Origin of the sequence: Aneurinibacillus thermoaerophilus, from assembly GCF_019603355.1 — a bacterium.
GTDB classification, from domain to species: domain Bacteria; phylum Bacillota; class Bacilli; order Aneurinibacillales; family Aneurinibacillaceae; genus Aneurinibacillus; species Aneurinibacillus thermoaerophilus.
In genome coordinates, this window is record NZ_CP080764.1 from 2,521,322 (window position 1) to 2,545,000 (window position 23,679).

Consider the following 23,679-nt stretch of genomic DNA (forward strand, 5'->3'; position numbering starts at 1 on the left):
TCGATACAGTAAGGACGCGTGTCACATGCCCATCAAGCAAAGAAAATCGAAAAAATATCTTTTGGCTTAGCCCCTCCGTTCAGTGCAGCTCAGGCTAAGGTTGTTAATAAATCAAGAACTTGCAAAGTAGAAAAAAATCTACCTTCAAAAAAATAGCCGGAGATTTTCTCGTCTCCAGCTCCTTTCTCTTGATTACATTATTTGCGTTTGCGATACACCTTCTTCTTCCCGATTCATATTAACTTTTACTGAGTCCGGAAAGAGATACGAGAATAACACAATGGTAATGCCGCTTGTTGCCAATCCGTACAAAATGGGAACAATTGATGTTGTACCTTCTAACGCCAAACTAACCAAAATGACCACGGAGCTCGCCATAATGGAATAAAACACAGCGCGTGCGCTCACTCGCTTCCAAAAGAATCCGAGAATAATAGGGAAGAACAATGCACCGGAAAGCACCGCAAAAGCAATGTCTAATGCGACTAAAATATCTTGAATCCATAAGGCACAAATCATCGCAAAAATACCGACTGATAACGTTGTAATCCGCGAAACCACCAGGAACTTTTTTTCATTCATTTGCCGCAGAAAAAATCGTCCGATAATATCGTTTACTAGCAAAGTAGAGGATGCAATAAGCGTTCCCGAAGCGGTCGACATGAGAGCAGAAAGCACACCAGCCAACACAACCCCTAACACCCCAGCCGGAAGCGTATGAATCGCCATGCTGGCAAACGCATTTTGTGGATCCTGTAAACCCGGAAGCGCTACAAATGCGCACATCCCAATTAATGCAACCGTAATAGCATACAAAAACGAGTATCCACCTGCTGCAATCATACCGTAACGGGATGTTTTTAGGCTGCGTGCCGTAAACACTCGCTGCCACACGTCTTGTCCAACTACGATACCGAGCGCATACAATAACAAGCTTTTAAAAACATCCGTCCCGCCCATGACACTGAGATCAAAATAGGTAGATGGCAGCTTCTCCTGTAACCCAGCTAATCCACCTACTTTTGATAAACTCATTGGAAGCATAATCACGAAAATACCGATGCTCATGACGATAAATTGGACAATGTCTGTCATTGTAACTGACCACATTCCTCCCAGCACCGTGTACAACAATACAATGCCACCCGCTACTACAATCGAAAGTGTAAAATTCCAACCTAGCCATACTTTTAGAACGCTTCCGATTCCAATGATTTGTGTAACCGTAAGCATCGTCGTATACGTAGCCGCTACCAGCGAACTAATAAGCCTTGCTTCTACACTAAAACGTTTTTCTAGCATCTCGCTAATCGTCAATACCCGTAAGTTAAATATTTTTTTTGCAAGAAAAATGCTAAGTAAAATGAGACCAATCCCTTGCGAGGTGACAAACCATATGCCGGATATTCCTGACTGATACCCTAATTTGGCTGTGCCAATTGTTGCAGCTCCCCCCAATGTTAATGCGGCGATACAGCCAAAATACATCGAGAAATTTAAATTCCGACCCGCCACAATATAATCCTCTGATGTTTTCGCTCTTCTCGCTCCTAACACACCGACTAATGCGATGATAAGTAAATACAAAACGATAACTGATACATCTATACCATTCATGTAAATCTCCCCTCAAAAGCAAATTTCACGTGGCGAACACGAACTCCCCCCTGAATTTTTTATATACAACGTGTAATACATTCCATTTGTATTCCTCTTTACCACTTTCATACAGGCGTTTATTCCAGAAGTATACAGTACATACTCTCCCTTCCTGATACCGCTTTCAATTACGATAAAAACTCTGCTCCTGCTCCTGAAATAACCATGTGTATGAATCACTATATAATATCTGGAATTACTCGTAGTGATTTTTTCTACTTATCTGAATATTAACTCGTCATATTTAGACACATAAGTGTTCTTTTTTTATGATATTGTGTATTTTCTTATGCTAAAGGCTACCAATTAAGAAAAATCGGGCAGAGAACCTGCCCAGTTTCACTTTTCATTCATCCGAATTTAGTAAGCAACTCGATTTTTAACATAACTTCCCGTCAAAAACAACAATGTTTCCATTTTTTATAACTGTATTAACATGATTAATCCCAAAATGATACGGAAGATATGCAAGATTAGAAGCATTAAAAATAACCAGGTCTGCTTGTTTTCCCGCTTCAAGACTGCCAATAGTATTCGCTTTTCCAATAGCATGGGCGGCATTAATGGTGACAGCCGTTATCACTTCTTCCGGGGTCATTCCTAAATTCAGGCATCCTAATGTCATAACCAGTTGTATAGATTCAGTAGGTGAGCTACCAGGGTTATAATCTGTGGATAAGGCAACAGGTATGCCCATCTCAATCATTGTTCGTGCCCGCGCATGTTTTTTTAATCGTAAATTAAAAGAAGTGGCAGGTAAGCATACCGCAACTGTGCCCGCCCGCTGCATCGCTTCAAACCCTTCATCGCTTGCAGCAAGCAAGTGTTCTGCTGAAATGCATCCAAGTTCACCTGCAAGCTGTGCGCCTCCCATTGGCTCAATCTCATCTGCATGAATTTTAATCCCAAAACCTAATTCTTTGGCAGCAATTAAAATCTGGCGCGATTGTTCAACAGTAAATACGCCATGTTCGCAAAATACATCACAAAACTCCGCTAATCCTTGACGTTTAACCTCTGGAAGCATCTCCTGAATCACTACATCTAAATAGCCTGATGGTCGTTCTTTATATTCCAAAGGTACGGCATGGGCTCCCATAAACGTAGAAACCAGATCAACTGGATGTGATTCATTCAACTTTTTTGCCACGCGCAGTTGCTTTATTTCATCTTCTAAAGTTAAGCCATATCCACTTTTTGCTTCCACAGTGGTCGTTCCATGAAGCAGCATAATATCCAGGCTTCCCTTGGCCTTTGTAAACAGTTCTTCTTCTGTTGCCTGACGGGTAGCACGAACCGTACTTAAAATCCCGCCGCCTTGAGCCAGAATATCCAAATAAGAAACACCCTTTAATTTCAAATCTAATTCATGTTCACGTGAACCACCGTGAACCAAATGGGTATGCGGATCAATAAGACCTGGGGTAACCAACTTGCCTTTTGCATCCAGTTCTTCCTCTATTGCCAATCCTGCGATTTGGGCTCTGACCTCTTCTTCTCGGCCAACGGCAACAATCTTTCCATCTCGAACCGCTACAGCCCCCTTTTCAATTGCCCCTACATTGGACATCTCTTTACCTGTTCGAGCTTCCTGCTTTCCTTGCATCGTTACCAGCAGGCCAATATTATGAACCAATAAATCAATTGTATTTTTCTCCATTTTTACCCTCCCATGAAAATCAAGTGCCCGAAGAATTCCCCGGGCAAACTTTCGTTTACACTATGGCACTGTTTTAGATGCCGAGCATTGGTACGCGAACACCGCGCTCCTTAGCTGTTTGAATCGCAAGTTCATAACCAGCATCAGCATGGCGAATGACTCCCATCCCCGGATCTGTGTTAAGCACACGGGAAAGCCTCTCCTCTGCTTCCTTAGAGCCGTCTGCTACAACAACCATACCTGCATGAAGAGAATATCCCATTCCTACCCCACCACCATGGTGAACAGATACCCAGCTTGCGCCTGAAGCTGTATTTACAAGAGCATTTAAAATTGCCCAGTCACCTACTACATCACTTCCATCCTTCATCGCTTCCGTTTCACGATTCGGTGATGCAACAGAACCACAGTCAAGATGGTCACGGCCAATAACAATCGGAGCAGAAATTTCCCCATTACGAACCATTTCATTAATGGCCAGACCCATTTTTACACGCTCACCATATCCTAACCAGCAGATGCGTGCAGGCAATCCCTGGAACGCAACTTTTTCTTTAGCCATTGTAATCCAACGGCGCAGATGCTCATTTTCAGGGAAAAGTTTTAATACGAGTTCATCTGTTTTATAAATGTCCTCCGGATCTCCAGATAGTGCAGCCCAGCGAAACGGTCCTTTGCCTTCACAGAAGAGAGGACGAATATAGGCAGGAACGAACCCCGGAAAATCGAAAGCATCCTTTACACCTTCGTCCAGAGCTACCTGACGGATATTATTACCATAGTCAAATACTACAGACCCCATTTTTTGAAGATCAAGCATAGCCTGTACGTGAGTTGCCATTGATTTTTTCGAAAGCTTTACATACTCTTCCGGATCATTTTTACGTAATTCCGCCGCAGCTTCAAGTGAGTATCCAGCAGGAACGTACCCATTCAGCGGGTCATGTGCAGACGTTTGATCTGTCACAAAATCAGGAATAATTCTTCGTTTTACGAATTCTGGGAAAATTTCAGCTGCATTGCCAACCAATCCGATAGCAAGAGGCTGGCCTTTCGTCTGTGCGTCCTGAGCCAGCTTCAAGGCTTCATCCAAATCATAAACCATTACATCACAGTAACGTGTATCAATACGACGTTGGATACGTGTAGGATCTACATCAACGCCAATAACAACTCCTTCGTTCATCGTAACGGCTAGCGGCTGTGCCCCACCCATTCCACCGAGCCCTGCCGTTAGTGTTAATGTTCCTTTCAGTGTTCCACCTGAATGCTGGCGGGCTGCTTCTGCAAATGTTTCATATGTTCCTTGTAAAATTCCCTGTGTTCCAATGTAAATCCAGCTTCCAGCTGTCATCTGTCCATACATCATAAGTCCTTTTTTGTCCAATTCATGGAACGTATCCCAATTCGCAAAAGCCGGAACTAAAACAGAGTTCGAGATAAGTACGCGCGGTGCCTGTGTATGCGTTTTAAAAATTCCAACCGGTTTACCTGATTGCACAAGCAATGTTTCGTCAGCTTCTAAATCCATTAAGCATTCGACAATTTTATCAAAACACTCCCAATTTCGAGCGGCTTTTCCGATCCCGCCATATACTACAAGATCCTCCGGACGTTCGGCTACCTCCGGATCAAGATTGTTCATTAACATCCGAAGGACAGCTTCTTGTTGCCATCCTTTTGCATTCAGCTTTGTCCCACGAGGGGCGCGAATTGTACGTCCTGATACCTTTTTCATATTCCCTTCCCCTTTCATTATGTTTTTAGCTTCGTTTCATATATCCAGCAAGAAAACTTAATATCACATATAATGTTGTTCTAACGGTAGCTCTGCGTGGATCCTGCATAGGATCTACACAAACGATATCGAATCCTTTTACTTTTGGATTCTGACCTAGCATGAATACAGCGTCAAACAACTGCCAGGATGTCATTCCCGCCGGTACCATCGCTGGTACTCCAGGTGCATACGCTTGATCCAAAACATCCATATCTACCGTTACATAAATCGCATCCGTTCCATTTCCTGCCACTTCCATCGCTTTTTCTACTAAATGTTCAATTCCTTCTTGAAAAACTTGACGTGCTGTAAATTGTGTAATCCCCTTTGATAAAGCGTATTCCCGATAAGGCTTAGAATTTGCGAAGCTATGAATCCCAATTTGAGCGATATGGCGACCATCCACTGTCCCTGATTCGATTAATCCTCGAATGGGTGTACCATTGGAGGGCCCGCCATCCTCCAAATTTCTTACATCCATGTGGGAATCAATTTGAACAATCCCCACTTTTCCAGAAAACCTTTTCTTAAAGGCTTTGACTGAGGGGCATGTAATCGAGTGATCACCACCTGTAATGATAGGAAACAAATCGGGCAATGCTTCGTATACATTGGTTAGTCCCTGTTCAATATTTGCGTGGCAGCGCTGTAAATCAGTCACATGCATCTGAATATCGCCCATATCACGTGCCTGTAACTCCTGTAAATCAACATCATGATCTATACTATATGTCGTTACATTTGCAAATAATTCACGCAACGCGTTTGGAGTCATCGAAGCTCCTGAAATACTTATCGATGTTTTGGACAAAGGAATTCCAATAAAGCCAATATCTATCGGTTCCTCTCCATCCCATGGAGTTAACCATTGAGAAACCTTTGTCTCAAAACGATCACGCCAGTTGGAACGACGAATAATCTCAGGCGGGTTGAGTAGATCAATTTTTTTCAATTGGATTTCCCCTCTCCTATATCCCTTATATTTAAAATCAGCAGTTTTTAGGCCCCCACTCAACTTATTATATTATTTAGAAGAATAATTATTTTCCGTATTTAAATGATGTCTTTATCTTACTAGAAAGCCTTTTCATTTTATCTAGCATAACTTGTGTGAATTTAGCACAATCTTGCTGAACGATATTTTGTAGGACTATGCTGGGTGTATTTTTTAAACGTTCGACTAAAGTAATTCGCATCTGGAAATCCAACTTTGTCTGCGATTTGCTGGATAGACAAATCTGTTGTTTCTAAGTAATATATTGCTTTTTCGATTCTAATTTTATTTAAAAAATCAATAACACTTACCCCTATCTCTTTCTTAAACAAATGACTCAAATGGTACTTACTCAAGCAACAATATTGTGCTATGTCTTCTAAAGAGATCTTTTTTCGAAGATTTTCTTTCATATATCGAATCGCTTGCCGAATCACCGGAGAGACCTCCAATGTTTGGGTTAATGCTACCTGCTCTGTTAACCAGCGTACATACTCACATACTTTTTTAATAAACTTGTCATACCGAATGGTTTGATATAAATCTTGGATAAAATGGGCATTTTCCGACAGAATCGTCTCAGCACTGAATCCTGCCTCCAAAACCAATCTGGAAATCATCATGACTAAGTCCACCACTTCAGACTTGAACATGTTCACATTAAACTTATTGGCCTCTGCTAATCCTTCCAATATAATTTGTAAGATGGGAACAGTCCCATCTACATCTCCAATCCGCACCCGCGCTAATAGCTCTATTCTCTCTTTCTCTATTTTCTCTTTAAGAGAAAAATAATTTTGCCCTGACTCTTCTCTATTTTTCTCCTTTTCAAATTGAAAAATCATTCGATTCCCTTGGAAAAACCGGTTAATCATCGATTTTCTGGCTTCCTTATAAGAATGCTGAAGCATATAAGGATCGTCATAATAAGTTCCAATTCCAATGGAGACAGAAACAGGCATTTCATCTGCTGATTTTTGGATTTTTTTTGCAATCTGAAGAGTTTCTTCATTCAAGTCCTTTGTTATTCGATGTTCTGATGTAAATTCCAAAAGTAATGCCAGTACACCTTCCTCAATCCAAACCCATACAAAGGGAATGGTTACCGCCTTATATATTGCTTCTACTAACCTTTGACCGATCTCTATCCTCCAGTTTAAAGGTTTCTCTATGGATAAATCTGGATAGCGATCAATAGAAATAGCCATAACTAGATGAGGGTGAATATAGATTCCATACGTTTGCTGCATCTCAGAAAAAGACGCTTCATGTACAAACGTTCCGGAAAGCAATAGATGGGAAAAAGCTGCTTCGGCAGGATTTTGTTTCATCTTCCGTTCTCCTTAAAATTATGCCGAACGAAATTGTATTCCGTTTACTACACTTATCATAATGAGGAGTAAAATAAATAAAAAGAGTGATATAACAACCAATAAACTAATGATTGCAACCAGAAATTTTTTCATAATTATCCCTCCTATTCCGAAAGTTTACGCTGTATTTGCAATATGATCCATATGTATATACATATCCGCATAAGTAGTCGTACCTGATTTGATCATTTCTGCAATGCCAAGTAATAAGCCTCAGTAAATATCTTCTACTGTCATTCGATCTTCAGCACATTTTCTTTTCCGGCCAGTCCATTAATCTAAGATCATCATAAAACGAAATCAAAATATTCCTTGTAAAAGTTGACGGCATTTCTTCCGTCATAAGTAAAATGATTGCATTTTTAATCAGAATACTCATTCCACTTCCTATCAAACATATGTTTTTATATTATGATCAAAGTTTATTTCTATATTTCCTGGATAAAGTAAAAAAAGGGAAATCATAAAAATTACATTACTAAATTATTATCCAAACAAATAGCAATGTAAAGGATTTGGCGTAAGTAAGCCGGATAATCAGCGAAAAAGATAAAACAAAAAGCATCCCTCGTTCTAGGAGATGCTTTAAAAATAAAATGAAAATTTTCGTATTTAGTACACAAACATAATAAGAATGCTGGTCACAACTCCTACCCATATACTAAGTAAAACACAATACCCCATAATATCGCGAATACTTAATCCAACAACCCCGAGTATTGGTAATGCCCAGAATGGCTGAATTAAATTAGTCCAAGCGTCTCCCCATGCAACAGCCATCGCAATCTTTCCAGGTTCTACTCCTAATTGCATTCCTGCAGGTATCTGAAGTGGTCCTTGTAGGGCCCATTGCCCACCACCCGAAGGGGCAAAAAGATTAACCAAACCAGCTGTCCAATACGTAAATATAGTAAATGTATCTTTACTTGCCACCGAACTCATCCAATTAATAATCGCTTCCCCCATTCCTGAACTAGTAAGAATGGCGATAATTCCAGCGTAGAAGGGAAACTGAAGAATGATGGAGGAAATAGAAGTCGCAGCTTCTTTAAACGCTGCTGCAAACCGCCCCAATGATCGATGAAAAAATAAACCAGCACTCAAAAAAGTAAGATTAATAATATCAAGATTCAAATCTAGCCCTTCAAAAAACTTATAAACAACATATACAAAACCACATGCTCCCATGATTGTTCCTAACCACGGATTCATCTCTAATTTTTCTGCCGGTGTTAAAGGCTGTTCTATCGTTGCAGCCGTTTCGGTTGTAGCTACCGTATTTTTTTGCAACGGTTTATAACTAATAATATTCGTTTTCGGAGCCATGAAAGCGATAACAATCGGCATCGTAATAAACAGAGCTAGAAAAATGATGATTGTTCCAGGGTGAAAAATAGTCTCCGATGTCGGAACAACTCCCATGATCTTAGCTAAAAAATGATCCGGTGTGGCAATGGTTAACCCAATCGAGCTCGACAATCCAGCAGCATATAAAGCAGTAGGGGAATAAGCAGAAGCCACCAGCAGTGGAAAATGCGCTTTTTCATTTCTTTTCGCTACCTCTTTTGCAAAAATCGCCCCTACTACTACCGCGAGTCCCCAGTTAATGTAATAAGATATAGCAGAAATAATGAATGTCATAACATATGCCTGTGTAGGCGTCTTAGGAATGCTTGCGACTTTCTGTAATGCCTTATTAATAAATGGAACGGAAGCAAGCACCATACCTGTCATCAGTACAAGAACCATTTGCATGGTAAAGGCTAGATACTTCCAAAAACCATCTCCCCAAGCTTTAAAAATAGTCATAGGATCAGACAAGTTCATAAGAATGGCAATAATAAATACAAACAATGTCATAAGTATTGCAATGACAAAAGCATCAGGAAGATAGCGTCTAACCACTTTTGAAAATATATCCGCTATTTTTACTAGCATCTCTGTCCTCCTTGGTAGTATATTTTACTAAAAGATATCAGTCTGCAATGAGAAAATCATTGTGATGTATTTATAAAAATATGTTATTAATTTATACACTATGTATAAATTACAAATAGATTCTAAACATTATCAAACGTTGCCATCTCCGCCCAACGCCTATGAGAAAACAAAAAATAAAAGAGCTGTTGAAATTCTGACATCAACAGCTCTTTGGTTTGCGCTAGGCAAAGGCCAGAAGAAGTCCTCTTACCTCGATGTTTCCGCCTCAATTTGAATAGTTTTTTATATTATCCTCATTGCTTTTCCTACCTTTTCAAAACAAGTAAGTACCTGATCAATCTCCGATTGCGTATGCGTAGCCATCAACGTTACTCGAATTCGGCTGGAGCCTTGCGGTACCGTCGGCGGGCGTATAGCAGGAGCAAACACTCCTTCTTCTTCTAGGCGTGCGGAAAAACGCACCGCCTTTTCCGCTTCGCCAATCATCACCGCAACAATTGGCGTAATACCTTCTACTAAAGTAAATCCCAGTTTCGTGAGACCATCACGTAAAAGCCGGGCATTTTTCAGCAAACGGCGTCTTCGTTCCGGTTCCTCCCGGATAATGCGGATTCCCTCCAGGGCAGAAGCGACAACACCCGGTGAAAGGGATGTCTGAAAAATAAACGACCGGGCATGATTGCGCAAATAATCCACCACTGTCCGTGAAGCGGCTACATATCCCCCTTCTGCTCCGACAGACTTGCTTAATGTGCCCATCAGAAGTTGAATGCGATCGCTTACGCCAAAATATTCGGCCGTACCGGCCCCTGTTTCTCCCAGCACGCCGGTTGCGTGCGCGTCATCCACCATAACCCATGCGCCATGCGCTTGCGCTACTTCCACAATGTCGGGCAAAGGCGCAATATCCCCATCCATACTAAATACCCCATCGGTGACGATAAGCTTCTTCGTCTCCTGTGCGGAACGAATTTTATTTCGTAAATCGTCCATATCGGCATGGCGATATACCACTATTCGCGCTTTGCTTAAGCGACAGCCGTCAATAATGCTTGCATGATTCAGCTCATCGCTAAAAATAACATCACCCGGCCCCATCAGCGCAGAAATAACGCCCAAATTGGCCAGGTATCCGCTGCTAAAAACAATGGCGCTCTCTTTTTGTTTAAATGAAGCAAGGCTAGCTTCCAGCCTTTCATGAAGCAAAAAATTTCCTGTCGTCAGCCGCGCCCCTCCGCTTCCTGTTCCGTATGTTTCAATCGCTTGTATGGCCGCCTTTTTCAATCGTTCATCGCGCGCAAGCCCCAAATAATTATTGGAAGAGAACACACTCTTCTCTTGCTTCCAATCGATCGGGTGCAATGTTCGCAGCAACCCTTTTTCTTTCTTTGCAGATAAGGAATCGAGAAGTGAACGTTCAAACCCATCCATCATGTTTCCCCCTCATCCAATCCAAACCGGCATTTTTTCCAGGTATTCAATGTAGTCTGCAATGTTTGTCTCGGCTGTAACGAAAAAAATACGGCCGCCCGATAACTCTCCCTCTTCTTTTAAATGGAAAATACGGCAATAGCCTTTCGTCGGACTGCTAACATAACCGGTACTATATTCAGGGTCATCAGACCAGCAAAGTTCAGCGACCGTCCCTGCGGCGGAAGCGACCTTGGTCGCCAGGGCTACCGCTTCCGAAACACGGACAGATTCTAACAAGGGTTGCCGTTTTTTCCAGATCGCATGGGACATTCTCTCCCAATCCATGCGGGAAACCCGTACACCTTTTGTCCCTCTCGTATCCATACGTTCTCCGCTCTGGCTATCTAACAATACCGCTCCCCGCAAATTGTAGCTGGATGTTAAGATTTCAAATCCTCTTTCAATGGCCGCATCCGATACGGAAGACTGGCGAAGTAAATCCGCAGCCTGCTTTCTCCCTGCTTGCACGCTCGTTGTGCAATATGTAGAAATGGGAAGCGGAGCAAGCACCGGTATTTCTTCTTGTGCTACCTTTTCAATAGCAATGTTGATAAAATCTGCCGTTCCGCGGCTATGATGAAGAGCTTTACGCAGCAGTGCGCTGACCGCTTCTTCCAGCTCCTCTCTCGTGCTCAACCGCTCTCCACCAGAAATATGAAGTCCCCCATCCTCATGCGCTCTTCCTTCCGCCGCACGCATGCGCAAACTATACAGAGGTTCGTTTACCATTGAACAATACACCTTCTTCCGCCTTTCGCAATATTTTCGTTATGGGCCAGACGGTAAGAGCCGTAAATATCATGCCAGGCAAGGCAGCCACAAGCAAAGGAATAGCCGGAACGTCTAGTGTCAGCGCTAACACCCAGCGAGCAGCCGCCGATCCAATCGGTCCCGCTATAAGAAGGACAGGTAAAGAGGGGCCCAGTAAAGCTACCATCCCACCCGCCACCAGTCGAAATACCATCGAAATTTCTACATTTAAAAGATTGTGCATTCCCAATAAAAACATAATGACACTTGCCAACACACCGGCAATAATGTAGCGCTGAAATCCGAACACGGCGGCAATGGCAACCGCAATCGGAGCGGAAAGCTGAAACTCAGCCCCTGGAATGCCCAAAGGAATTTTAAACGCACCCGTAATGGCGATAATGCTCGTTAACAAAGCCAGCAACGTAATTTCTTTTGTTCTTTTTTTCATCTCTCCCTCCTATTTTGTAAACCTATTTATAAAATTAGTTAACATTTAAGATGTATTTAACCACATACGTATGCTAAACGTCAATCATGGTTCACAATATTGAAGCGAAAATACAATAAACTTTATCATTATACGTAATGTTTGAGCAGTCATAAGAAGGTGTTGCAGATTACCATCTATTCTTTTTACCTTAAAAAAGCAAACGCCACTTTATTTTTGGTGTTGTCTATCCTTATATAACGAGTCATTGTAGCGTTGTATAAATAAAAAAATAAGGCCCGCTAAAGGCTCTTTGGTATGTCCAAAGTTTCTGCTAGGCCATAAAATCCCTTGGATTTTTATTTTGTTAGCCTGATGGCGATAGGAAAATCCCCATCAACACTATCTTCCATGACGTTTTTCTTTTGCTTTTTTAAGTTTAACTTCCCTCTTATATTCTTTGATTTCTTTCCGCCTGTTTCGACTAAGGATTTGTTTCTCTTTTTTTCTTTTTTCGTACTCTAACTGGAGTGCCGCTTGAGCGTAAGTCGATATCCCTTTCGTTTTAATTTCCCGAGAAATTTGTCTTGCTAAACGTTTCGGGTTAATCTTTCTAACTTCATGGTTTTCGATAGCGACTTCTTCCGACAACCCATTAATAAAGTCCAATAATCTTCTGTTCACAAATTCAAATACTTCTTGGTCTCGTGGCTCTGGACCAAATACATACCTACCTGCTCTTAATTTTCCATCATGAATCTCTTCAACAACACCTACCCAAAACTGACCGTTAAAATAAACAGTAAACTTCATCTTAATTCCCCCTCTAAACTCATAGCTGGAACGATGGACATCCCGAGGGGGGAAGATTACTGACATTGATGATATGTAAATCCAAATCACCAATGCGCCTGGACTACCAACCAGACCGTGTTTTTACGTTCCATTGTTTATTATATTACATATCCTATATGTCTTCAACCATTTTGCCCGTTCGTTCATGAATGAGAAGCTCAACACAACTCCTGCCATCATTTCACCTCCAACCTTGGGTTGACCCAAAAAACGCATAAATTATCTTATAGAATAACAAAAGTTTTAATTTTTCTTAGCACTCGTCTGGTGAAAAAAGCCACCGATCAAAGAATGGATTTTAATTACGCTCATTTCATTTTATATAATCTCGTTATGATGACGGTTAGATATGAAGAATATTGCTATTGTAGCTATAATTCCGGCGACAACGAACGTATAAAAGCTAAATAATTCATTAAATCCCATGGATATAAACAGGCCAATCAATATCGGTCCGGATATGGCACCAATTCGACCGACACCAAGCCCCCATCCTAATCCTGTACCTCTTACAGTGGCAGGAAAGTATTTCGAAAGATAAGCATGCAATAATTGCGTATTTGCTATTGTACCAATCCCTGTTATACCAATACAACAATATACCAGTATTTCAGATTTAGTTATGGTAACAAACCACATTCCTAAAGCAGCCAGGAAATAAGAGAGACCTATAACCTTCTTTGACCCCCATTTGTCAGCTATTGCACCGCCTAAAATGACCCCTATCGCCGCAGTAAGATTGAGCGTAAGCAAGAATGATAGACTTGAACCAAGCGAGTGGCCTAATTGACGCATGATTTGCGGCAACCATGTATTTAATCCATAAATTAAGTAAAAGCTCATTACATAAGTAATCCAAAATAATATCGTAGTCCCTGCAAATTTTTTGGAAAACAAAGTTGATAACCCATACATAAGGCTCTTATAATTTTGCTTTTCAGAATCATTATTTGTATACTCTTCAGAGAAATCCATCTGGTAACGCTTACAAATATCTTCGGCTTCTTGGACACGACGATGTGAAAGCAAGAAACTTACTGATTCAGGCAAGTACCGGATAATAAACGGAACGGCCAAAATAGGTATAGCCCCTATCCAAAACAAAATTCTCCAACCGAATGCTGTAAGTAATACTAGTGACAATAATACAGCGATGACAGTTCCTATAGCATATCCTGAAAACATTATTGCATAATTTAAGGATCGACGATGCTTAGAAGAATATTCGATCGTTAACGCCGATGCTGTTGGGATAATTCCGCCGAGACCAATTCCTCCAATGAAACGAAAGACACCAAACATTTCTGCGGATGTTGCTATTGCTGATAAAGCCATAGTAATCGAGAACAGAGCGATACTCCATATAAATGTCCATTTTCGTCCAATTAAATCCGTAATTGTACCTACCGCTATAGCTCCAACTAACATTCCAATAAGGGCGTAGCTACCAATCGCCCCCGCTTGTGCAGGTGTAATCCCCCATTCTTTGCTTTCCAATAACTTAGGAAGAACAGCGCCGTAAATTCCTAAATCATAGCCTTCTGCCATAATTCCGAAGAAACAGATGGCCAAGACAAGATATGTTAATTTGGCTGGTACAGTATTGTTTCGTATATCTATTGCGTTTGCATTTTTCTTTAACTCGATTTGATTCGTGCCTATGAATTGTTCACTCATATCTCCCATCCTCCTCAGATCAGGTCTATAAATTTAAAACAGTCAATAATATCATTTTTGGTATGCAAATGATACTGCCGACTTTTTCAAGATATGAAGTGAGCATCAAACCAATTTGTGTTCCAGATGATACCCCTTTGCTTTTAAAATTAAGAAGTAACTATGTGACTATTTTCCGTTACAACACTTTTTCGTTTGATGGTATCATTTTTAAACGCAGGCATCACTTCTTTAGCCACTATTTCTATAGATTTCAACACTTCTTTATGTGGCAGCCCTCCAAAGTTCATGAGCATCATAATATGGTCACAGCCAGCTTCTTGATATTTCCTGAGTCTGTTTATGACATCTTCAGGGGTGCCAATGAGTAAATGTTCGCGTTTTTCAAGATCTTCAAATGTAGCGTTTCTTCCATACTGGCGGGTATCTAAATACAGATTTACATGTTTTTTAGACACTCGTTCCGCTTCTTCGCGTGTTTCGGCTACAAACGTGTGAACTGCTAAAGGAATATTTATTTCACTTTCGTCATGTCCGGCCTGATGATATGCTTCTTTATAGTTATCAATTATCTCTTTTAACTCTGATAAAGAGTTACTGGCGACATAAGGGACTCCCATAATGTTATATCCCATTTTAGCGACAAATTCTGCCCCCCTGCGGCTTAGTGTACCGATCCAAATCGGCACTTTTTTCTGTTTTGGCAGTACCTCTAATTTAATGTTAGAAAATTGATAATAGTCTCCTGAATGGGAAAATTTTCCCCCAGTCCAAGCTTTTTCAATAACAGCTAGAGCATCATTGAATCGAAGCGCCTTATCAGCGGGATCGACGTTGAATCCGGCAAATTCGTGAGGAAGATAGCCGCTCCCAAACCCCAAATTTATTCGACCATTGCTCAATACATCTAATAAAGCGTAATCTTCGGCTACTTGAATAGGATTTTTGAATGGCAAAGTAACTATAGAAATACCAAGGCGAATATTTTTTGTTCGCTGTGCCGCTACAGCGAGTAAAATTTGCGGAGTGGTTAAAATTCCGTATTCACTAAAATGATGTTCGGCAAACCATACTGAATTGTAACCCAATTGGTCTGCATATTCTGTTTGTTCTAAGACTTCATGAAAAAATTGTTCAGGGGTACGATTGAACATTTTTTTGTAGTTGTCAAATACTGTGAATAAACCAAATTCCATAATGATTCTCCTCTCGTTTTATTGTAAAAATAAAAGCCAGTAGCAACTAAAGTCCATAAGAAACCTATCGTTTCCAGAACCTTCGTTTCTACTGGCTACCAATTTGCTTTATTGAGACTGGGTTCATGCCCCGTCCTCGGCAAATCGCCCAGTTAACAACGTAAATATAAAGATTATACTTTAAATAAATTATATAAAAATTTTCTGTAAATTGCAATCCCTTACATCTTTGTTTTAATTAATTTTTTACATTTTCTTTATCTAATTCAATATATCGGTTATACCCTGAAAGAATGGCCTGTATGACGGCTTTTTTTGGCGGAACGATAAATCTGCGTTCGACTGTATTAATAATTTCATCGATGTCTCGTGTAATAGATTTTCCACGAAGTAGCGCCGAAATAAAGTCATTAGTAATATCTCGAATAAAAGTAAAAGTACAGTCTACGATAATATCTGTTTCTGTATCAATAACAAGAATACACCCGATTGATTTTTGCACTTCAAAAATTGGAGTCCCTTTAGGGAGCTGAGCAAATCCGGCCACTAAGACAAAACTGTCCCTTATTTCCATTTTGAATATTTACACCTCACCCTTACACAATAATTTTATCTATGCCCATCATCATAGTTGAAAAATATGTAATTCTTTTATCATGGCGATTCTACTATTAATATTATTTTACCATGGCACGCGAGAAATCCCCTTCCTCCAGAATTTATACTATATTTTGTTTATTAAGGATTTGATTTCCTTTATAATTACTATTAAAGTAACTTTTGATATTATGGGCGGTGAATACACAATGTTAGTACAAAAAAGCAAGTTTGTTATACGTACCTTTAAAATCACTGAAAATGGACTATTATATGGTTATAAACGCTTTTTCTTTAAGCATGACAAACTTATTAAATTCGAAGATATTCCTGAAAATCAGGTATCTTTCTCGGTATTCCCTAAAAAATCCTTTATTGCAGCTATCATTTTTACGTTAATAAGTGCCATGATGGCATGGGACTATTTGTTTGCAAGTTCTAACACTGATAAAGCAGAAGCGCTAGACTCTTTGACTTTTTATTCACCTATCTCATGTTTTTTTTGGATAATGTTTTGGTTTAATTATAATACTTATACTTCTTTATCTGATCATAAAACAGACATTGTCTTTTTTGAAAATATTCCTTCGTCAGAAAAAGTACATGATTTCATAAAAGAATTACAGCAAGCAAAAGAGAAATATATTAATCAAAAATACTACAACCATATTCACTATCATAATTTAGAACCTTCTTCTATTTCCGCAGAAATATTTAGGCTATCACAGCTTAAAGAACAAAATATAATCTCGGAAGAAGAATTTAATGAAATAAAGAAAGAGTTAATACAATCTAAGAAAAATGAAGAAAAGACAATTGGCTTTATGCGTTAATCCATCCATTGAAACCTAAGAATCTAAAGCCCCTCCACCTAAACGGGAGAGCACCGAAAAAGTACCCGACTTTTTTCCGTAAAGCGGAAGATGGGTGCTTTTTCTTGTATTTCCTAATAAGCAATTAAATCCCCTAGCTTTATGTCACTAAGGAAACATTTATGAGTTTAACCATTCGTTATAAATGAATCCGTATGTTAAGAAAGTGAATAGTTAAAGTTAACAAAAATAAAGAATGCCACTGGAAATAATCCAGCAGCACTCAGTTCACAGAAAATGCAATCGTTTTTCAGTGCTCTCTCTTTTAAAGAAAAGTGATTTATAAACTAAAAGTATCTGCGTACCTGTGCAAAGTGGCTTTGGCACCATGACGAACTTAGATCGGTGATTTGTACACCTCTACCTGGAGCAGGTGCATGAATCATCTGATTGTTTCCGATATATATTCCTTCGTGATAGCCGCTACGTGATCCCGAATGGAAAAAGACAATATCACCAGGCTGCATATCGGATTTGCTTACTTGGTAGCCTTGTTTCAGTTGTCCGATAGGACCAGTTGATATCGAGATGCCGAAATGCTTGTACACATATGAAGTAAATCCTGAACAATCGAATCCGGTTTGCGGGGATCTTCCTCCATGTACATACGGTATACCGATAAACTGTTTGGCATAATTAGCGATCTGAAGTCCTGTTGCTGACCCAGTAGTTAAATTAGCACTTTGCGTTGGCCTATTGTTTGTAAATGGATCTGTCTGTTGTTTGGTGCTCACCTGGTGAGGCCATGTATATGCTTCGCCTTGCTGTGATTCAACTTGCTGTGCTTGAGCTTGTTGAGGTACCAAGTTACTCATTCCGGTAAGCAAAACCCCAGTCATTCCTGCAATAGTAATCATGCGTTTTAACAAATTATTACACTCTCCCTTTCCCATGCCTCCGAGGTTAGCTGACGGGTTCGGTTGAAAGGTGCCCGATCGTATACACGATTTCACCCCATAAAATGATTCCCCCGTTCCAATTGATGGACTAGGCATTCATTGAATCCTTTCTTACCTTACCGTATAAAGACGAGCGGTACATTAGTAAAGGGATGGGTGTGTCCCCATGTATTTCCGACAATAATGAGTCCCGGTATATGCACATTAAGTTAATATATTAGACTTGCCCAAAAATAAAAAGAACCGAAGATCTTCCTAATTTTTGATAAAATCAAGCTCTGCTCCTGCTTTCGCTTCATATATGTAGTAAAATTTTTTATCAACACAAATCAATTTTCTTGAGGGAATAAAGTGTGTATCATATACTTATAGAGGTGATATTTTCTGGATGGCAGATACACAACGTGAAAAGTTGTTAAGCATAGGAGGAGATTTGATTGAACGTACGCGAGTACCTCAAACGTATTGGTGTTGATATTGAAGACATTCACGCCGATTACCAGTCGCTTCAATTCATTCAAATGCGTCACATGCTGTCCGTCCCGTTTGAAAACTTGGACATCATAAACTCCCGTCCTATTGAAATAAACCTTGAAGCAATTTACCAAAAAATTGTTGTAAGTAAACGAGGAGGATATTGTTATGAATTGAACGGACTGTTAGGTTGGCTTCTACAAAATGTGGGTTTCTCTGTGTCACTGGTTTCTGGCCGGGTTCATCACGGTGATGGTACATATGGCCCTGAGTTCGACCACATGGCTCTTTTAGTACACCTCGAAAAAGACTATATCGTCGATGTCGGGTTTGGTGATTCCGTGCGTAGCCCTCTTCAGCTTTCGGGAGACATTGTCACCGATGTCAGTGGTTCGTACCGTATCACGAGTGAGTCAAATTCCGAGACCTTATGTTTCCAGAAATTAGTGCAGAATGAATGGATTACAGAATTTAAATTCACGAAAAAACCTCGTAAACTTGACGAGTTTTATGAAATGAATCAGTACCAGCAAACTTCTTCGGAGTCTCATTTCACGAAAAAACTTATCTGTTCTCTTGCTACACCTAATGGTCGAATCACTATTTCGGGTGATTCACTAATCGAGACAATTAACTCCATAAAAACTAAACGGATGATTTTGTCTTCCGAAGAAAGAAACGAAATCTTGAAGCAGCGATTCGGAATAATATTATAACCTGATTCCATATGCAGTGGAAAATAATTCTTCCACTACTTCTCCCTTATCTCTCACCTGTTCTCAAAGTGTATCAACATCATCTACATAGAAATTAAAGCATCCAGGGGGAGGATAATTTTCATGCTCCATGATGGCAAACATGGCTCCACTTTCATTTAGTAGCCACCAAAAATAACCCGGCGCAAGGCCAGGTTATTTTTGGTGAAAATTATGTGGCACAAGTGTGTTGTAAATCATACAAACGGGTTGTTTCTGGAAGACCTGTAGCAACGAATCCCGCCACCCATTTAGATAGCGAGATTTTTCTTTAAGACTCTATCTACCATAAACCAAGTAGTTTCCACCAAAGGGAGCCAACTCCTAGCCAAATAATAATATTAATAATTGAGATGGCTAATCCTATAGCCCACCATTTTCCCTCTGATACATAACCAGGACCAAAGAGAATGGGGGCTGGACCAAAACCGTAATGAGTTATAGAACCAAACAGATTACTGAAAAACGCGAGCATTAATGCCGTAAACATTCCCGGTGCTCCTACAGTAAGAGATACCGCAAGAAATGCAGCATACATTGCACTTACATGTGCAGTTGCACTAGCAAATAAATAGTGACTATAAAAATAAGCCATACCTAATACTAACAAGGCTACCATTGGAGACATACCTGATACTAATCCCTGAATTTCCTTACTAAACCAAGAGATTAACCCAAGATTATTTAGTTGCCCTGCCATCATAACAAGTGCGGCAAACCATACAAGTGTATCCCATGCCATCTTCTCACCTTTAACATCTGTCCAGGTTAATACTTGAGTAAGAAGAAGTAAAGACACACCGACAAGCGCAGCTGTAGTAGCATCCACGCCAATCTTTTCACCAAAAATCCACAACCCTAAGACCGTTACAAATACAAAAACCATTCTCTTTTCTGCTTTGCTCATCGGCCCCATTTCTTTTAATTTTTCTATCGCAAATTTTGCCGCGTTTGGTGTTTCTTTAATTTCTGGCGGATAAATCTTGTAGATGAACCAAGGAATAATAAGTAAGCTAATGAGACCAGGGACAATAGCTGCGAGCATCCAACCACTCCAACTGATTTGTATGCCGGCTTCTTTAGCCATTGATACAATAAGTGGATTAGCTGCCATCGCCGTCATAAACATAGCGGATGTCACTACGTTGACCTGAAATGCAGTCTTTATCAAAAACGAGCCGATTTTCCGCTCTGTCCCGTCTTCAGGTTTTGAATGAAATGAATGAGCCAAAGCGGAAATAATCGGAAATACGATACCACCTGCACGAGCAGAGTTACTGGGCATGGCTGGAGAAAGTATAAGGTCAGTGAACGCCAGCGCATATGAAAGACCTAGTGTTTTCTTTCCGAATTTATTCACAAATATATAAGCAATACGAGAACCTAATCCCGTTTTTGTAACACCGCGAGAAATAATAATTGCACATACAATGATCCAAATGGTACCATTACCAAATCCTGATAGTGCAGTTTTAAGAGGTACTATATCTGTTATAACTGTCATAGTAATAGCAATGATAGAAAGACTTCCCATCGGCATCGGTTTAATAATAAAACCAACGATGGTTGCTACAAAAATAGCAAGTAAATGCCACGCATCAGGTTTTATCCCTTCCGGCGGTGTGATAAACCAGATAATTAAACCGATGGCGATAATTATGGCCAAAGGAATAAATTTAATTTCCCCTGATGTTTTGTCTGCAATGTTCTTTCCCACAATTTTTTCCTCCTATTTTACAAATCAACATTTTCTTGGTATATGTTCATCTTCATTCATGAACATATTTACAATTCATTATCTAACCCCTTTCATATTTTATTTATTCCTAAATTAATATAACGGCGGAATGGGATACTATATTAAGTTAAAACCATTCTATATATTGACAAATCATTGAACATATTGTAGCAAATGGATGGCAGAGCAATCATCTTTCATCCCACGATTGAAGCCGCGAGTTTTCATATGGAATTTTCTTCAAAAAAAACTCCACTGACCGTTTGGATGACTGCTGAAATAATGTGCACCTTCACTCACCCCTAAAAAATTCTTCTTTGACTAATTAACATAATTTCTAATCATTAAAGTTTCATTTCTTTTTTAAATCATTAAAATATTCTATAATCCCACTTTATATAAAAAAGCTAACCAATGCAGGCTAGCTTTTCCCATTTAATATCTGCATGAGGTAAATATCAATTAAAGCACCAGTTATGATTGCTAAAAAAGTTCGTCTAAGTAAAAACAAATGTTTGTCCATATCACTTCTTAGCCTGTCTTCATATGATAGTAGGAGCAGAAGGAGTAGGATTGTACCAGATCGCCTATTCTTATTATGGTTTTCTCCTCACCTTTATTTCTGGAGGCTTTCCGACCGCTCTTGCTTTTATGACGGCAAAGAATCAAAAACAGGGAAAAGTTCTTTTAAAAGCAACCACGTTTCTTTTAATGATTATCGGGGCAGCTATCGGCAGCGCATCGTATATGCTTGCACCGGCCATCGCTGATTTTATGGGAGACAGTCATCTTACTGTGCCCATCCAATATATCGCACCGGCATTATTCATTGTCCCACTCCTTAGTTTGATGAGAGGATTTCTGCAAGGGGTGGAACATTATGGTTCTATTGCCGCTTCGGAAGTGGTGGAACAGATCACTCGTGTGGTCACCATGCTGGCGCTTACGACGCTTTGGATAGGATATGGAAATGACTTTGCTGTAGGAGGAGCGGTATTTGGTGCGTTTACGGGGGCCGCAAGCGCGTTGGTATTTTTGCTTGTCATGTTTCGATTCCGTGTTTGGCAAACATATGGAAGCGAGGAAAATTTTGGGTCGCAGAGGCTTACTATACTACCTGATATATCATGTTATTTGAAAATGGCCATGGCTATTTTGGTTACCCGCCTGATTGTACCATTATCCGAATTTCTGGATGCGCTTATTATTCCGCATCGGCTACAGGATGCTGGGCTAAGCATATCACAAGCTACCAGAATCTTTGGAGAGATTTCCGGAATGGCAACCATAATCGTGTACCTTCCAACTTTAGTTACAGACGCCTTATCTCATACGCTGGTATCCAAAATTGCAGAAGAGTGGAAAGAGAAACAAAGCGCGGCAGTTTTCAGACGTATTCGGTTAGCAATCCAACTAACATGGATGTGGGGGCTGAGCTCATCTTTATTCTTATTTTTTTATGGGTATGAACTCGGGATGCTTTTGTTTGGCAACTCTTCTGTAGGAGGAGCTATTCGTTATCTTTCCCTTATTCCTCTGATTACGGGAATAAGGGAGATAACCACAACCGTTTTATGGGCGCAAGATAAAAAAAAAGAACCGATGATAGGACTTGTTGCCGGCACCGTTTGTTCGATATTGCTCAGTTACGCTCTTGTGGGCATTCCTGGCTTTGGCTACGAAGGTGTAATAATTAGCATATTGTCATTGGAATATATTGCAATGACTTGGAACTTCAGAATGGTAAGAAAGCAGAATAAAGAAATGTCCCTATCTTTCTCCATAGCAAAAGAAACGATTAGGTTGCTTTTAATCGGAATAGGTTATTTTCAACTTCTGCATCATTTAAGTGAAATGTATCTTATACATGCACCCGGATACTTACAAGAAGCTGCGGAAATGGCAGCATTTTATATTGGGATAACGATTTACACCATTTTACGTTTTGTAAAAACAAACAAAATGAAACTGTTTTTATAATGTCCTTGATCAGAACGTGTGCTGTCATGCATTTTTTCTATTTCGTGGAATCTACATTCCTGTCTTTGTAAGCGAGTAGTTGGGAAACTGTTACAAACGTGTATCCTTCTTTTGATAATTTGTTTAAAATGATATCCAGAGCCTGCACCGTTTGCGTTCGATTTCCTCCTGCGTCATGAAATAAAACGATATTGCCTGGCTTTGCGTTTTTGCAGACTTTGTCCACGATTTTTTGAATGCCCGGGTTTTTCCAATCTTTCGTGTCTTGTGTCCATGACCACATCACCAACAGATGATTTCCCTGCTTTGCGGCTTCAACAACCTTTTCGTTATATACTCCGCCTGGTGGACGAAAAAAAGTAGGGGACACTCCGGTGATAGCATAAATAATACTGTCTGTATCTTCAATTTCCTTTTTAAGTCGGGCAAAGGAAATACGATAGAGAGAAGGATGAAAATAAGTATGGTTGCCAATTTCATGACCGTTTTGCTTTAGTTCTTTGATAATCGCAAGATTGTTTTTGGCTTTTTGTCCGACCACAAAGAATGTGGCTTTTGCTTGATACTTATTTAACA

The 23,679-nt window shown here is 40.0% G+C and carries 18 protein-coding genes, 2 pseudogenes and 1 riboswitch (1 of these 21 running past the window's edge); of the genes and pseudogenes, 3 read left to right on the forward strand and 17 right to left on the reverse strand.

Annotated features, from left to right (window positions below; all coding sequences use genetic code 11):
* Positions 1-192: 192 nt before the first annotated feature.
* From K3F53_RS13140 to K3F53_RS13200, 14 genes and pseudogenes are all read right to left on the reverse strand, one after another.
* Positions 193-1,617, reverse strand: a complete 1,425-nt coding sequence (locus tag K3F53_RS13140) for a sodium:solute symporter family protein (protein ID WP_057898138.1) — start codon at positions 1,615-1,617, stop codon at positions 193-195.
* Between the two features lie 421 nt (positions 1,618-2,038).
* Positions 2,039-3,319, reverse strand: coding sequence for an imidazolonepropionase (gene hutI / locus K3F53_RS13145; protein WP_057898137.1), 1,281 nt, complete (start codon positions 3,317-3,319; stop codon positions 2,039-2,041).
* 73 nt (positions 3,320-3,392) lie between these two features.
* A complete protein-coding gene (gene hutU, locus K3F53_RS13150) occupies positions 3,393-5,057 on the reverse strand; it encodes a urocanate hydratase (RefSeq protein WP_057898136.1) in 1,665 nt (554 codons plus the stop codon).
* Between the two features lie 25 nt (positions 5,058-5,082).
* On the reverse strand, positions 5,083-6,051 hold the full coding sequence (locus tag K3F53_RS13155) for an agmatinase family protein (protein WP_220559034.1): 969 nt from the start codon (positions 6,049-6,051) through the stop codon (positions 5,083-5,085).
* A gap of 164 nt (positions 6,052-6,215) precedes the next feature.
* Complete coding sequence (locus K3F53_RS13160) at positions 6,216-7,424, reverse strand: helix-turn-helix domain-containing protein (RefSeq protein ID WP_057898134.1); 1,209 nt, start codon at positions 7,422-7,424, stop codon at positions 6,216-6,218.
* Between the two features lie 171 nt (positions 7,425-7,595).
* A pseudogene (locus tag K3F53_RS19440) lies at positions 7,596-7,764 on the reverse strand (amidohydrolase family protein); the annotation flags it as partial.
* Between the two features lie 314 nt (positions 7,765-8,078).
* Entirely contained in the window at positions 8,079-9,404 is a 1,326-nt protein-coding gene (locus K3F53_RS13165; protein WP_057898133.1) for a short-chain fatty acid transporter, read from the reverse strand.
* A 285-nt stretch (positions 9,405-9,689) separates the two neighbouring features.
* Positions 9,690-10,841, reverse strand: coding sequence for an 8-amino-7-oxononanoate synthase (gene bioF, locus K3F53_RS13170; protein ID WP_246615637.1), 1,152 nt, complete (start codon positions 10,839-10,841; stop codon positions 9,690-9,692).
* Positions 10,842-10,850: 9 nt separating this feature from the next.
* Positions 10,851-11,609: a 6-carboxyhexanoate--CoA ligase gene (locus K3F53_RS13175; RefSeq protein ID WP_057898131.1), complete on the reverse strand. Its 759-nt coding sequence runs from the start codon at positions 11,607-11,609 to the stop codon at positions 10,851-10,853.
* On the reverse strand, positions 11,587-12,081 hold the full coding sequence (locus K3F53_RS13180) for a hypothetical protein (protein WP_057898130.1): 495 nt from the start codon (positions 12,079-12,081) through the stop codon (positions 11,587-11,589). The genes K3F53_RS13175 and K3F53_RS13180 overlap by 23 nt, the downstream gene beginning before the upstream one ends.
* Before the next feature lie 381 nt (positions 12,082-12,462).
* Positions 12,463-12,873 (reverse strand): YjdF family protein, encoded by a 411-nt coding sequence (locus tag K3F53_RS13185; protein WP_220559035.1) that lies wholly within the window; start codon positions 12,871-12,873, stop codon positions 12,463-12,465.
* Between the two features lie 360 nt (positions 12,874-13,233).
* Positions 13,234-14,592, reverse strand: coding sequence for an MFS transporter (locus K3F53_RS13190; protein WP_220559036.1), 1,359 nt, complete (start codon positions 14,590-14,592; stop codon positions 13,234-13,236).
* Between the two features lie 149 nt (positions 14,593-14,741).
* Entirely contained in the window at positions 14,742-15,788 is a 1,047-nt protein-coding gene (locus K3F53_RS13195) for an LLM class flavin-dependent oxidoreductase (RefSeq protein ID WP_220559037.1), read from the reverse strand.
* 238 nt (positions 15,789-16,026) lie between these two features.
* Positions 16,027-16,362: a DUF3870 domain-containing protein gene (locus K3F53_RS13200; RefSeq protein WP_057898127.1), complete on the reverse strand. Its 336-nt coding sequence runs from the start codon at positions 16,360-16,362 to the stop codon at positions 16,027-16,029.
* A 232-nt stretch (positions 16,363-16,594) separates the two neighbouring features.
* Between K3F53_RS13200 and K3F53_RS13205 the strand changes: the two genes are divergently transcribed.
* Positions 16,595-17,218: an SHOCT domain-containing protein gene (locus tag K3F53_RS13205; protein ID WP_057898126.1), complete on the forward strand. Its 624-nt coding sequence runs from the start codon at positions 16,595-16,597 to the stop codon at positions 17,216-17,218.
* A gap of 326 nt (positions 17,219-17,544) precedes the next feature.
* Here the strand turns inward: K3F53_RS13205 and K3F53_RS13210 are convergent, their stop codons facing one another.
* A complete protein-coding gene (locus K3F53_RS13210; RefSeq protein WP_220559038.1) occupies positions 17,545-18,126 on the reverse strand; it encodes a C40 family peptidase in 582 nt (193 codons plus the stop codon).
* An 8-nt stretch (positions 18,127-18,134) separates the two neighbouring features.
* Positions 18,135-18,261: riboswitch (cyclic di-AMP (ydaO/yuaA leader) on the reverse strand.
* A 332-nt stretch (positions 18,262-18,593) separates the two neighbouring features.
* On the opposite strand from K3F53_RS13210, the gene K3F53_RS13215 reads away from it, so the two are divergent.
* On the forward strand, positions 18,594-19,346 hold the full coding sequence (locus K3F53_RS13215; RefSeq protein ID WP_082705918.1) for an arylamine N-acetyltransferase family protein: 753 nt from the start codon (positions 18,594-18,596) through the stop codon (positions 19,344-19,346).
* Between the two features lie 322 nt (positions 19,347-19,668).
* Here the strand turns inward: K3F53_RS13215 and K3F53_RS13220 are convergent, their stop codons facing one another.
* On the reverse strand, positions 19,669-21,102 hold the full coding sequence (locus K3F53_RS13220; protein WP_236781974.1) for an anion permease: 1,434 nt from the start codon (positions 21,100-21,102) through the stop codon (positions 19,669-19,671).
* 552 nt (positions 21,103-21,654) lie between these two features.
* Between K3F53_RS13220 and K3F53_RS13225 the strand changes: the two are divergent.
* Positions 21,655-23,103: pseudogene (locus K3F53_RS13225) on the forward strand (oligosaccharide flippase family protein); the annotation flags it as partial.
* Between the two features lie 37 nt (positions 23,104-23,140).
* On the opposite strand, the gene K3F53_RS13230 reads toward K3F53_RS13225, so the two are convergent.
* Positions 23,141-23,679 carry the 3' portion of a polysaccharide deacetylase family protein gene (locus K3F53_RS13230; protein ID WP_057898123.1) on the reverse strand. 202 nt of this gene lie beyond the right edge of the window, so 539 of the gene's 741 nt are visible here — the last part of the coding sequence; the start codon falls outside the window, past its right edge — the gene reads right to left on this strand; the stop codon is at positions 23,141-23,143.